We start from the raw sequence: 13,232 nt of genomic DNA on the forward strand, positions 1-13,232 counted from the left end.
CGTACTGAACAGCAAGACTCGGCTAAGTAAGGCGACAGCAATTCCACCGTGTTGCGTCTTGAACGTATTGGAAAGCAAGCCAGAATGCGTAGGCGGCAAGATCCCCTCCCGGGTAAGGTGGCCGTCGTTGGAAACGCTGTACTGGAGCGCTTAGTGAGCGTAGTTCGCCAGCAACGAACGGATTGCGGCGTCATTCATGTTGTTCGGCGTCACCGTGACCACGTCAACAAATACCTGAGGGCGCGGCGGATGGCCCTGCAACGCCGAGACCAACCCTTCCAACGCAAGATAACCCATGCGGTAAGGGTCCTGCAATACATCGGCATATATGACGCCACGCCTGAGTCCGTCCATGAATTCCGGACGCCAGTCGAATACGACCAGGCGCGGGCGATCGGCGATCGCCTTTGCGTCAATGATCCGCAGGGCGCCGTAGGCGATCGGTTCGGCCGGCGCGAAAACGGCATCGAGGTGGCCCGGATAGCCGCTCAAGGCCTCCGTGATCAAACGCTCGGCATCACGCGGCCGGTACCCCACGTAAGTATCAACAACCACATCCCAACCCTTCTCCCGTGCGACGCTCAGAAACCCGTTTTCGCGCGCGGTCGTAGAGCTGATGTTCGTTGCAAGCCGTAACACGGCTACCTTGGCACCCTTTTGCAGGGCCGGTGCCAGGCTGAGCGCTGCCTTTCTGCCTGCACCAAAATTGTCTGTATACACGGTCGAGATGCCCCTGTAATCAGGGCTGTCCCGATCAACGAGGATCACTGGGACTCGGATCGAAACCTGCGTTTTGCTCTGCAGGGGTTCCGGCGCTAACACAACGCCGGCCACCCCCTGCTGCACCAGGTAGTCGATCATGCGCAACTGGAGATTCGACGTGTCCAGCGACGCCCCATCCGAAGGATTGCGTATCAGGAGATGCACATGCCGATCCTCAGCCGCCTGTTCAATGCCTTTGATCATTGCCTGGTAGAAGACAAGCGATGATCCGGGTAGGACGACACCGATTGTGGTCGCTCTCGCGGTCGATACGGTTGCGGTCAAGGCGGAAAGAAGCAAGAAGAACGAAAGAGTCTTGCGCATAGTGACTGACCTTCGTTATCGAGATCGCTCGAAATAGATCCCCGCTCACGGAGAAGGATTCCTTCAGACGATTACCTTATTCGGGGAGAACCGCTAAAACCAAGCTTCCACTCCACTATACGGCACGGCACGACTTCCGAACCGTGAGGAAGATTTCGCAACCGCTTTCACTGTTTCGTCGCGCTGCGTTCGCCCTCTGTTCCTCGCTACCCTTCAGTCAATCGACGCTCGTGCCGGTTCTGTCGCATTGTGTTGGTGTTCAGAATCGGTGCTAGCCAGCGTGCACAGCACCGCTAGCATGTCCAGTAATTGCGCTAGCGTGCCTTGCATGTGCTGTTAATCAATTCGTGCATCGCACTTTACCTCGAAGCCGCAGCACCGCTTTTCGCACAGGAGACGTCTCGCGGATTATGGCCGCAGCCGAACACTACCACGCGTGCTAATCAAAATAGCTCTTTGCACAAGAGCTAAAGTTATCTTTCCTTAAACCAGATAACAAAACACAGAAGCGCTTTCTGACTGCATGCGGCCGGTAACGATCCTGAACTCCACCCAAAAAAAGTGTCCCTCGGATCGCATCGTCCGTAAGACTTGATATCCAGCACCGATGCCACGCTAGCAGAGTTACCGAACAAGCATCATCACGATTGTTGTACCGTCGCGACAGGCGTGATCGCACGCAACGCGTTACGCAGCAAGCCATCCCGGCGTTTTGGCCGCTAGCATTCCTGTGAACATGGCTAGTGGCAATTGTGAGCACCAACAGAATTAACGGACACCAACAGCTATTGCAGCACGGGCCGGCGGAGCACTCAAGAAGTCAGTCCTGGAACTCGGAGGCTCAGATCCTTTCATCGTTCTGGCTGACGCGGATCTCGAAGGTGCATCTGAAGCTCCAACCGGGCACATCAGCACTGGCATATTGCCAGGCAGACCGATAGCCTGGTTAGGCCTGGACTCGAAAGATTGGAGAGGCTCCAACCGTCCAATCGCGATGAAACTGGGATTCATGTCGAATACTTCGATGCCATTCATTGTGTTAGCTATCGTGTTTGATTGACTCTGGCACCTGCTTCGTGCCTCCACTGCATATCTCTGCCGAGGGCTGGGTCTCTCGGACACGCCGCTTCGACAAGTGACTGCTAATTCGTATAGCTCCAAAGAGCCTTAATGAAAGGGCTCGAAACATCCTTTGGATGTGGGACTTTTCGAATCGCCCTGAAATCGCCGCCTAATTAACGGCGCTTTGGTATGCGCTCGACTACATCGTTCGCGATACGCGCTCGGCCACCTCTGCCCAATGCTCGACTCGACGAACGAATCCGCGATGTCGAGGCAAGTTCGCATGTTGCTATTTTTCTAAGCTTCGTTATTGGACGGCTCACATCTTGTGTGTCAGCAGCGCGCATCCGAAGCAGTCAGTCCTCAAAATTTGTGCACCGCACAACGAAATTTCGAAATGCCGCAGACTTTGTTGTCTGCCGATACTTCGCAAAAAGAAATTTGACAAACTATCTTTAGATATATATCTTACGACACATCTTAAGACACAAACGGGAGTACCCAAGATGCGTCATCACCATCGATTTTCCCGTCCGCACAAAGCGGACGACAGTCCGTACACCGGCCGCGAAGCGGCGTCGCTTCATGCACTCTGGCATGCGTTCGCGCGCCACCACGAATCTCGTCGCGCACCAGGCGAACGAGGCGAACGCGATGCCCGCCGTGACGCCCGTGGCCACGACGGCCACGGCTTCGACCACTTCTCGCCGCACGCCCTGTGGCACGCCATCGGCCGCCATCATGAGCCGCGCGGCGGCGGTCGCGGCGGGCGCTTCGGCGGCGGCCCAGGCGGCTTCGGCGGCGACGGCGACGGTCTTCCGCGCGGCCGTAAATTCAGTTCCGACGACCTGCAACTGCTGCTGCTCTCGCTGATCGGCACGCAGCCGAGCCACGGCTACGAACTGATCAAAGCGCTCGAAACCCGTTCGAACGGCTTTTACAGCCCGAGCCCGGGCATGGTCTATCCGGCGCTCACGTATCTGGAAGAACTCGGCTATGTGACCGTGCAACTCGAAGGCAACCGTAAGCGCTACGAACTGTCGGAAACGGGCCGTGACTACCTGGCCGCCAACCGCGAGCGCGTCGAGTTGATGCTCGCCAGGCTGAGCCATATCGCCCGCAAGATGGATTCGGTGCGCCGCGCGTTTGCCGGTGAAGAGCCGGCCGACATCAGCGAAGGCGGCTGGCTGCCGGAGTTGAACGAAGCGCGCCGTGCGCTCAAGCGTGCGCTGCTGCTGCGCGACAACGCGCCAGCGGCCGAGCAGCGCCGCATCGCCGACATTCTCATGCGCGCGGCCAAAGAAATCGAAAGCCAGGTCAAGCCGGACAGCAGCGAATCCGGCAATGGCGGCGCAACGGCCGTTTGACATCGAGCGGCCCGCACCGCGCGTGTACTAGTGCGCCGGCAGCGCCCCCAGCGCGTGAACGCGCCTATCGAACCAACAGGAGTAGCACTCTCATGCTGATGAAACACCAACCAACCGATCTGGCCGTTCAACGCGTGCGGCATCCGCTGAAATTCCGTCTGCTGCAGGTCAAGCAGGTGCGCGCGCTAACGCCTCATCTGATCCGCGTCACCTTTACGGGCGAAGACCTGCACGACTTCGTCTCCGCTTCCTTCGACGACCACATCAAAGTGTTCTTCCCCGAACCCGGCGCGGACAAGCCGGTGCTGCCGGAAGCAGGCCCGAACGGCCCGGTGTTTCCCGCCGGCCAGCCGCGGCCGGTCGCGCGCGACTTCACGCCGCGCCGCTTCGATCGTGAGGCGCGCGAACTCGACATCGAATTCGCCATGCACGACGCGGGCCCCGCCGCTACGTGGGCGGCGCAAGCCAAGGTGGGCCAGTATCTCGGTATCGGCGGCCCGCGCGGTTCACTCGTGATCCCCACGGGCTTCGACTGGCATCTGCTGATCGGCGACGATACCGCGTTGCCCGCCATCGCCCGCCGCCTCGAAGAACTGCCGGCCGGCACGCGCGTCGCCGCGGTAATCGAAGTCGCCGACGCGTCGGCGCAGATCGAATTCACGACACAGGCCGAGTTGCATATCGTCTGGTGCCATCGCAACGAAGTGAGCGTACGCGGCGAAGCTTTGTTGCGGGCGGTCCGCGAAATCTACCTGCCTGAAAACGGCGAAGGGTACGTGTGGGCGGCCGGCGAAGCCGCCACCATGCGCGCGGTGCGCTATCACCTGTGCACGGAGCGCGGCGTCGACAAATCGCGTATTCGCGCGGCCAGCTACTGGAAACAGGGTGCCGAAGCGGTGCACGAAACGCTCGACGACTGAGCCTGCTAAAACAGGTCCTCATGCCGGCAATTGACGAGAATTTCCGCGACGCTCGCGGAGTTCGGCATCTCGATTGTGTTGGCGACCAATCGTGCGATGTCCTCGGGTTGTGTCATCGCTTCCGGCTCGAGATCCGCGATGCCGGCGGCCATTTCCGTGTTGACGAATCCGGGGCATATCGCCGTCGCACGCAAGCCATCGTCCCAGCCTGCGCGACGTACGGCATGAGTCAACGCTATCGCGGCATACTTCGACATCTGATAGCCCGCGTTGAGGTTCTTCACGCGCTTGCCGGATAGCGACGCGATCTGCACGACACGAGCACCGCCCGCGCGGCGCAAATGCGGCAACGCAGCCTGGATCAGCCGGAACGGCGCTTTCACGTTGATGTCGAGCGTTTCTTCGAGCAGTTCGTCGGTGCCCTCTTCCAGGCCGATGTGCTTGCAGATACCCGCATTGCTGATCAGCACGTCGATACGGTCGAAGCGTTCGACCGTTGCCTCGACCCAGCGGCGGCCCGCGTTTGTGTCGCGCGCTTCGTATGGAAACGCGAGCGCATCGAAACGACCGGCGAGCGCCGACGGATCGCGCACGCCCAGCGACAGCCTATAGCCGCGTCGCGACAACTCGGTCGCGATTGCCAGCCCGATGCCGCGACTCGCGCCGGAAATCATGGCTACTTTTTGCATGACTCTCTCCGTGAAAGCATTACCTTAAAAGCCCGCATCGATGACGATTTTCGTACCGTCGCTGAAACGGTTGAGGCGAAACGCGTGCGGATCGACGAGCGGCGTGTCGTTCGTCACCAGATCCGCCATCAGCTTGCCGGCCGCCGGCCCGATGCCGAACCCGTGCCCCGAAAAGCCGGTGCCGATGAAGAGGCCCGGCACCGTATCCACACCGGAAATCACCGGAATCGCGTCAGGCGTCACATCCATGTAGCCCGCCCAGCGCTGCGCGATTCGCGCGTGCGCCAGATGCGGGAAGACCTTGATGAACTCGCGCAAACCGGCGTCGGTGTATCGGGTGATCGGTTCCGGATCGAGCGTGCGGATCTCTTCGAACGCTGTGGGACGGTCGAGCACCCAGTGTCGTGGACGGCGCAATTCATCGAAGAAACGAGCGCCAATGCCAATGCGCAACGAGCCCAACTGGCTCTTCAGTGCTTCGACGTACTTGAAGAACAGGCGAAATGAATCGGGCGTGAGATCGCTATAAGTGCGAAAGCCAAAAGCGATCGTGTAGCCGCCGTCGGCGCGCTTGCGAAACGCGAATTTCTTGTTGCTCGCGCTACAGGCCGGACCGCCGTCGAGCGGCTCAGTGCGAAGCACCGAGGCTTTTACCAGCAGTTGAGGTACATCGACACCCAGGTTCCCGCAGAACAACCGCGACCATGCGCCGCCCGCGACGACGACGCTATTGCAGCGGATCGTACCGTGCTCGGTGACCACCGCACTGACGCGCCCCGCGCTCGTTTCGATGCCACGCGCGGCACACGGCGTCAGAATCTTGACACCGCGTTTGCGTAACGCATTCGCGATCGCCGGTGCGGCTTTTTGCGGTTCGGCGCGGCCGTCGCCAGCTGTGTAGAGTCCGCCCTTGAACGCTTTCGTGGCGCCAGGCAGCAGTGCGCCAACGGTACTTCCGTCGACCAGACGTGTATCGAACGCGTCACCCGCTACGTTGCGCGCCTTGTCGAGCCATACGTGGTGACTGTCCATCACGGCGTCTTCGTCCGTCATATAGAGGATGCCGCATTGATTGAAGCCGGTGTCGATACCCAACGTCGCATCCAGTTTCCGCCACAGCTTCAGGCTCTCGATGCTCAACGCGAACTCGCGCATGTCGCGATGCGTGACGCGAACCCAGCCCCAGTTGCGGCTCGATTGCTCACCCGCGATATGGCCTTTCTCACATAGCGCGACCTGCAAGCCTTTCTCGCTAAGATAAAGGGCCGTGCTCACGCCGATAATGCCGCCGCCGATCACAACGACATCGACTTTCGCTGGCAAGGTGGTGTCGTCGGCGACTGTTTCTACTTTCGGTCCCATCGTGGCTGATATCCTGCCTGTGAAGGCTAGTTATGTTGATCGGCGACGCCAGCCCTGACCGCGACGGTCGAATTGGCCGAAGCCTGCGCCTTGCGTTGCCGGCGTGACGATCCCGCTCTGGAATGACCGCGCGACGGATTCGAATGACGGTTGGTCCAACGGTCAATGTGGTTAATCGCATGCGTGAGCGGCACGGTCACGAGCAGGTACACCACGCCCGCGGCCACCAGCGGCGACAGGTTCGCGGTATTCACCGACGTGTTCTGGCCGATCGTGAACAGATCGCGCTGCGAAGTCAGCAGGCCGAGAAAATAGACCAGGCTCGAATCCTTGACGATCGAAATGAACTGATTCGCAAGCGCCGGCAAGATGCGCCGCACGCCCTGCGGCACGATCACATAGCGCATGCTGCTCCAGTACGTCATGCCGAGCGCCTGACATGCGGACAGTTGTCCGCGCCCCACGCTTTGAATGCCGGAGCGAAAAATCTCCGCGATATACGCGGACGAAATCAGCCCAAGCGCGACGATCGCGAGCGGGTACGGATTCGGCCCAAAGATCGCCAGTCCCACGGGCGCGAGGCCCTGCCCGACCAGCAGGATCACGAGCGCTGCCGGCAGGCCGCGAAACACGTCGATGAACACCTGCGCGGGCAGCATCAACCAGCGCGTGTGAGACACGGCCATCAACGCGAGCACCATGCCCGCAACGATACCCAGCACGGTTGAAAACACCGACAGCACCAGCGTGTTGACGAGACCCGTGCAAAGCAAAGACGGCATCGACGAGACCAGCAGCGGCCAGTCGAGAAAGTTCTGCAAGAAAGCATTCATGGTGCGCTCCTTGTTGAGCGCCGGCGGCGGGTTGAGCCGCCGGCCGGGCCTGATCAGCTACCGGTCTTCATCGCGTAGGGCGGCAGATTCGCGGGCTTCGGATAACCGGGGTGGAACTGCATGTACAGCTTGACCCACGTACCGTCCGCAACCAGTTGGTCGATGGTCTTGTTCAGCGCCGCCTCGAGCTTCGCGTTGCCCTTGTGCACCGGGAAGCCGGCAGGAAGGTTGACGGCCGAGATATCGAGCTTGTCCGCGATGTTCAGTTGCGGGTACTTGCTCTGCAAACCCTCGACGAGCGTTTTGTCCACGAAATAGCCGTCGATATATTTCGAGCGCATCGACAGGAAGCCCGCATTCAGATTCGGAAAGCGCACGATCTGCGCACCCGGCAGATAGCTGTCCGAATAGGTGTCTTCGATGGTGCCCTGCACGACGCCGATCCGTTTGCCCTTCACCGATGCCGGGTCGCTCGTAATCGTGCTGTCGGGCAAGGTCGCAACGCTCAGCAGGCCGGTCAGATAGCCCTCCGAGAAATCGACCATCTTCAGACGGTCTTTCGTGATCGAAATCGAGCCGGCGGCCAGATCGAGTTGCTGGTTCGCAACGCCCGGCAGCAATCCACTGAAATCCTGCGCGCGAAACACGGCGCTCAAGCCGAGTTTCGCCGCGACCGCTCGCAGCAATTCGACGTCGAAGCCCGTCATCTTGCCGTTGTCGATATACGAATACGGCTTGTTGTTCGCATCGACACCGGCGACCAGCTTGCCGGGAGTCAGCGTGCCGAGATCGTCGGCATGCGCGTTACCTGTCAAGGTGAACGATAGCGGCACGACAACCGCAATGAGGCTGAGAAGATGGCGAAAACGCATGATGTTTGCTCCGTCGAAAAGGCCTGCGATGGAAAGAAAATCAAGTGGACATCACTGCAATATCCTGGAGAGAAAGTCGCGGCCACGAGCCGAGCGCGGACGCTCGAAAAAAGCGTCCTTCGTGTCGTCCTCGACGATGGCGCCCTGGTCCATGAATACGACCCGGTCCGCGACACGGCGCGCAAAGCCCATTTCGTGCGTGACGCATAACATCGTCATGCCGTCCTGCGCGAGTTCGGTCATCACGTCCAGAACCTCATTGACCATCTCGGGATCGAGTGCGGAGGTCGGTTCGTCGAACAGCATTGCAACGGGATCCATCGACAACGCCCGCGCGACCGCCACCCGTTGCTGCTGTCCGCCCGACAACTGCGATGGAAACCTGTCCTCATGCGCGCGCAAGCCTACGCGCTGCAGCAGCATGCGCGCCTTGTCGGCGGCTTCGTCGCGGCTGCGCCGCAATACGTTGACCTGCGCGAGAATCAGGTTCTGGCGAATGTTCAGATGCGGAAATAGTTCGAAATGCTGAAACACCATGCCGACCCGCGCGCGCAGCGTTTGCAGATTGGCTCCGCGTGCCGAGACCAGCGTGCCGTCAACGACGATCTCACCTTGCTGCACCGGTTCGAGTCCATTGACGGACTTGATCAGCGTCGATTTTCCGGAACCGGATGGCCCGCAGATCACGACCACCTCGCCCCGGCCGATGTCGGCGGAACAATCGGTCAGCACGCGCTGCTCGCCGTACCACTTCGAAACGTTACGCAGAGAAATCATCCGCAACTCCTCAAGCCTGAAGCGCATCGGCTTCGGTGTCAGTGTCGACGTCGATATCAGGAAAGGGTGGCACGCACCCGGCCGCTCCAGAGATCGTCGAATGTATAGAGCGCTGTGCCGACCGGCACGCTCAGGCGGCTCGCCATGCCGGCCGGACTGATCGGAAACGCGCCTTCGCCGAATGCGCCCGACTTTGCGTCGAATCCGAGCAGGTGTTTCGCGATCCGCGCGCCTAGATAGCTCATTAGCGCCACGCCATTGCCGTTGCAACCGAGCGCGTAATGAATGCCATCGTGTTGGCCAATATGCGCGAGCCTGTCGCCGGTCATCGCGACATAACCCTTCCACGCGTGCGTGATGCGCACGTCGCGCAAGGCGGGCCACAACTCGATCATCTTCGCGTGCAGCATTCTCGCCGCCACGCGCTCGCTCACCTCGCGGATCGCCGGGCGCGAGCCGAACAGCATCCGCGTGCCGTCGGGCGACGGCCTCGTGTAGAACAGATTGCGCTTCGAATCGCTGATCATGCGTCGCCCCGGATTCAGCACGGCCATCAGTCCTGGCGGCAGCGGTTCCGTCGCAATCTGGTAGCTCGCCACCGGCAGCACGCGCCGCGAGAAGAACGGCAGCAGCGGTCCCGTATAGCCGTTGGTCGCGACCAGCACATGTTTAGCGTCGATCTTTCCCCGCGTTGCATGAACCCTGAAACCCGCGCCATTGCGTTCGATCCGCTCCACGCCCGCATGCGAATGCAGAGTCGCGCCGCAGCGCCGTGCGAGATCGCGTAGCGCGCGATGATATTTGGCGGTATGCAGACCGCCGTATTCGTCGACGAGAATCCCGCCGTAGTAGTAGTCCGAGCCGATCAACGCATGCTGATCCGCGCGCGGCACGACGTGCACTGTGACGCCGGTCTTGTCGCGCAACAGATCGCCTTGGCGCCGCAAGACATCGAAGTGACGTGGCGTGAATGCGCCGAAGAAGCGACCAGTGATCTGCAAATCGGCGTCGAGCTGCTCGTCGGCGACAAGGCGTTTCAGATAGTCGAAGCTCGCCATGGACTCGCTCATCAGGCGTCCCAGCCGTTCTGCCGAGACCCCGCGAATCGCATTGGTCAGCGCAAGCTTCTGTCCGCTCGACACCATGCCGCCGCTGCGCGTGCTGCCGCCCGCGCCGATTTCGGCGGCGTCGAGCACGGCGACGCGCGTGCCGAGTCGCGCAGCTTCGGCTGCCGCCGCCAAGCCGCAATACCCGCTGCCGATAATCACCACGTCGACCCGGGACGGCAACGCGTCGCGGACCGTCTCCGGCGGTGCGGCGTCCCACCAGTAAGGGGTCAGGCGAAAGTCGTCATGAAACAGCAAGGCTTCGGAACGCATCGTGGATCGCCGGTGACAAGGTTCCAGCCAGTCTAGGTTTGGGTTATCCATCCGGTCAAATACGATCAAAAACGGCTGCCATTCAATTTTGATATGGCAAGCTGAGGACCGAATCAACGAAATCAGGTGAGCCGGGCAGATGAACCAACGACAAATCGAAGCGTTCAGGCTAGTCATGTTGCGCGGATCGATGACCGCTGCCGCCGAGGAACTCGGCACGTCGCAGCCGAGCATCAGCCGGTTGATTGCGGAGTTGGAGACGTCGACGGGTCTGACGCTCTTCACGCGCAACGGCGGGCGCATTCAGGCCACGGACGCGGGCAGCGCGTTCTATCGCGAAGTGGACCGGAGTTTCGTGGGCCTCGAAAAACTCGCGCATTCCGCGCGTGAGATACGCCAGTTCGGCAGTGGCCGGTTGCGGCTCGTCGCGGCGCCGGTGCTGGCATTGTCATTCGTGCCGATGGTGATCGAGCGTTTTCTTGCGGTGTATCCGCGCATCGCGATATCGCTGGAAATGCGCAGCGAAGGCACGATCCAGCGCTGGGCTTCGTCGGCCTATTGCGATATCGGCTTCGCCACGACGACGCCCGATGCGTTCGGTGTGACGAGCGCCGAGTTATACCGGTTGCCGGGTGTATGTGCGCTGCCGGCCAGGCACCCGCTGGCTGCGCGCGAGCGTATCCACGCGCGGGATCTACGCGGTGAAAAGCTGATCCTGCCTTCGTATGCCGACGACACGCGTTCGTCGCTGGATCGTGTGTTGCGTCAGGCGGAAGTCAATCAGGTGCCGACCATTGAAACACCGTACGGTGCGACGATTTGCGCGATGGTGTCGCGCGGTTTGGGAATCGGCATCGTGAATCCGCTTACAACGGTTGACGCCAATACGGCGAAGATCCAGTTCCGGCCGTTTTCACCGGACATCGTGTTCCGTGGGTTCACGGTGTGCCCCCAGCTTCAATCCACCAATCCGATCGTCGACAGTTTTCTGAAGATCGCCAACGAGACAATGAGGCTTCAGGCGAAACACTCGAAAGCGTAATGTGACGGACAGGTTTCGATATTGGATTGGCGAAGCCAATCCAAACCCGGTCACGCGTTTATAGCGGCGGCTGAGTGAGTGAAATCAATCCGCTTGAATCGAACTGCGCTTCGCCAGGCACGCAACGTGAATCCTTTGCCGGCATCGCTGATCGTCAGGCAGCTTCGGGGCGCGAGGCAGGCTGCGCTGTGACGAGCCGATTGCCGCCGAGCGACTTCGCGTTGTATAACGCCGCGTCGGCCGCCGCCAGCAGGTCGGCAAGCGTGGGCACATCGGTTCCGAGCTGTGCGAGCCCAATGCTGACCGTTGCGTGTATCGCGACGCCGTCAATGCGGTGAGGGATCGTCTCGGCGAAACGTTTAGCGATAAATTCGCCCACTTCTTTGGCACGAAGGCTGTCATGGTGGGGAAGTAGCGCAGCGAACTCTTCTCCGCCGATGCGCGCGAGAATCGCATCGGGCCTCACCCCGCTCCGAGCGATGTCGCTAAATGCCTTCAGCACCTCGTCGCCCGTCTTATGACCGTAGCGGTCATTGATTGCCTTGAAGAGATCGAGATCGAATGCAAGGAGGGAAATCGGCTGGCATGACTCTGCGTCACGGACCACCCGTTCGCCCTCTTCAAAAAACCATCTGCGATTGCCAAGACGGGTCAGGTAATCCGTTTGCGAGTCTCGCAGAAGCTCGCCATGAGTCTCCTCGCGGATCAGCCTCAGCAAGGTCATCGGCAGAACGACCGAGTACAGCACACCTTCGTACATCGTAATGTTGCTGGCGACCAGCACCACGTCCTGCCCGTACCGTGCCGCCAACCAGGGCAGGATGGACGCTCTGGCCGCATACAGGAGCGCATGAATGCCCGTCACCCATACCGCGATGCGCCGCGATTGCATCGCTTTCATGCTGTCGCATCGCAGCAGTTCGAAAGACGTCACGCCGCTTGCCAACGCGATCGGAATGGCGCTCGCGTAGTACCACACCGAATCATCCCAGCGCGCACCGGCCACGGCCCATGTGAGCGCCAGCAGGATGAGCATTGCAATAGAGCCGGTACGGTATTGCCGGCCGCTCAAGGCCGCGACGCCGTGCAGAAGCAATAGATAGCCAGTGACAATAACGAGGTTGCTCAAGGCGGAGCCCGTCGCACCGGGCAGCTTGTGACGAACCGTTGCCGCCGCACATCCGATGGCAAGCGTGGCGTACCCCGCTGCCAGTATTTTCAATTCCCCGCTGCGTCTGGGATGTGTTCGATATTCCCAGAGCGTCATCACGGAACTGGCGAACAGCGTCCCGACGATGAGGAAATAAAGGGTGAGAAGATCGACGTGCATCGTTGAGGAGAGAATCCTGCGCCAGCGTACCGGGGCGGCAATTCTACGCAAAAAATCGATAGTTGGATGATAGTCGAGGTGGGGTCCCGGATACATTCGGAGGCCGCTCGCCTTTAAGCGTGTCTGCATTACCATCGCACTCAACTTATGTCGAAAGAGGAAGTGAACGGTCCGCTCGCGGCAACAGATATAGTCTCTGGCAAGACCGCTGTCGTTGTAGACAATGCACGCCGACGTTTCCATTCTGACGCGCGGGTGAGGCCCGGAAGTCTGGATTTGAAACCGAGGAATGAACTGAGCCGCCTCTAATCTGGCAGGGACCAAGACGCACCTGCAACCCGACGAGGGAGAAAAACGCAATATGGAGACGCAGTGTGATCTAACGGCAAATGTGGACGGAACTTTAGAGCCATCAACTGAAAGCCTTAAATGAAGCTTGCGGAGCAGTGTGAACGGAAGCGTGACCGGACGCCAGGTCAAAAACTATCAGACAACCACATCCAATTGATTTTT

Annotated in this window: 12 protein-coding genes; 4 read left to right on the forward strand and 8 right to left on the reverse strand. The window is 60.3% G+C overall.

The features are described from left to right. Nucleotides 1-150 precede the first annotated feature (150 nt). Nucleotides 151-1,086 (reverse strand): substrate-binding domain-containing protein, encoded by a 936-nt coding sequence (locus P0D70_RS08540; RefSeq protein WP_408184098.1) that lies wholly within the window; start codon nucleotides 1,084-1,086, stop codon nucleotides 151-153. 787 nt (nucleotides 1,087-1,873) lie between these two features. On the opposite strand from P0D70_RS08540, the gene P0D70_RS08545 reads away from it, so the two are divergent. The 3 genes from P0D70_RS08545 (at nucleotide 1,874) to P0D70_RS08555 (ending at nucleotide 4,435) form a co-directional block, all read left to right on the forward strand. Beyond that, entirely contained in the window at nucleotides 1,874-2,146 is a 273-nt protein-coding gene (locus tag P0D70_RS08545) for an aldehyde dehydrogenase family protein (RefSeq protein ID WP_408184172.1), read from the forward strand. Nucleotides 2,147-2,654: 508 nt separating this feature from the next. After that, nucleotides 2,655-3,515, forward strand: coding sequence for a PadR family transcriptional regulator (locus P0D70_RS08550; protein ID WP_408184099.1), 861 nt, complete (start codon nucleotides 2,655-2,657; stop codon nucleotides 3,513-3,515). Between the two features lie 92 nt (nucleotides 3,516-3,607). Beyond that, nucleotides 3,608-4,435 carry a siderophore-interacting protein gene (locus P0D70_RS08555; RefSeq protein WP_408184100.1) on the forward strand — a complete coding sequence of 276 codons (828 nt, stop codon included), beginning with the start codon at nucleotides 3,608-3,610 and terminating at the stop codon, nucleotides 4,433-4,435. Nucleotides 4,436-4,440: 5 nt separating this feature from the next. Here the strand turns inward: P0D70_RS08555 and P0D70_RS08560 are convergent, their stop codons facing one another. The 6 genes from P0D70_RS08560 to P0D70_RS08585 are packed head-to-tail and all read right to left on the reverse strand — an operon-like array spanning nucleotide 4,441 to nucleotide 10,347. Beyond that, nucleotides 4,441-5,124, reverse strand: a complete 684-nt coding sequence (locus P0D70_RS08560) for an SDR family NAD(P)-dependent oxidoreductase (RefSeq protein ID WP_408184101.1) — start codon at nucleotides 5,122-5,124, stop codon at nucleotides 4,441-4,443. A gap of 24 nt (nucleotides 5,125-5,148) precedes the next feature. Then, nucleotides 5,149-6,486, reverse strand: coding sequence for an NAD(P)/FAD-dependent oxidoreductase (locus P0D70_RS08565; protein ID WP_408184102.1), 1,338 nt, complete (start codon nucleotides 6,484-6,486; stop codon nucleotides 5,149-5,151). 26 nt (nucleotides 6,487-6,512) lie between these two features. Next, entirely contained in the window at nucleotides 6,513-7,319 is an 807-nt protein-coding gene (locus P0D70_RS08570) for an amino acid ABC transporter permease (protein WP_408184103.1), read from the reverse strand. Nucleotides 7,320-7,372: 53 nt separating this feature from the next. Then, the gene (locus tag P0D70_RS08575; RefSeq protein WP_408184104.1) at nucleotides 7,373-8,191 is read right to left on the reverse strand and encodes a substrate-binding periplasmic protein; all 819 of its coding nucleotides are present in this window, start codon (nucleotides 8,189-8,191) and stop codon (nucleotides 7,373-7,375) included. Between the two features lie 51 nt (nucleotides 8,192-8,242). Then, nucleotides 8,243-8,968 (reverse strand): amino acid ABC transporter ATP-binding protein, encoded by a 726-nt coding sequence (locus tag P0D70_RS08580; protein WP_408184105.1) that lies wholly within the window; start codon nucleotides 8,966-8,968, stop codon nucleotides 8,243-8,245. Between the two features lie 56 nt (nucleotides 8,969-9,024). After that, nucleotides 9,025-10,347, reverse strand: coding sequence for an NAD(P)/FAD-dependent oxidoreductase (locus tag P0D70_RS08585; RefSeq protein ID WP_408184106.1), 1,323 nt, complete (start codon nucleotides 10,345-10,347; stop codon nucleotides 9,025-9,027). Nucleotides 10,348-10,486: 139 nt separating this feature from the next. On the opposite strand from P0D70_RS08585, the gene P0D70_RS08590 reads away from it, so the two are divergent. Further along, the gene (locus tag P0D70_RS08590; protein ID WP_408184107.1) at nucleotides 10,487-11,389 is read left to right on the forward strand and encodes a LysR substrate-binding domain-containing protein; all 903 of its coding nucleotides are present in this window, start codon (nucleotides 10,487-10,489) and stop codon (nucleotides 11,387-11,389) included. 154 nt (nucleotides 11,390-11,543) lie between these two features. Here P0D70_RS08590 and P0D70_RS08595 read toward each other — a convergent pair whose 3' ends face one another. Further along, complete coding sequence (locus P0D70_RS08595) at nucleotides 11,544-12,719, reverse strand: GGDEF domain-containing protein (RefSeq protein ID WP_408184108.1); 1,176 nt, start codon at nucleotides 12,717-12,719, stop codon at nucleotides 11,544-11,546. Nucleotides 12,720-13,232: the final 513 nt, after the last annotated feature.

Source organism: Paraburkholderia sp. RL17-381-BIF-C (genome assembly GCF_046026435.1).
In the GTDB taxonomy this organism is placed as follows: domain Bacteria; phylum Pseudomonadota; class Gammaproteobacteria; order Burkholderiales; family Burkholderiaceae; genus Paraburkholderia.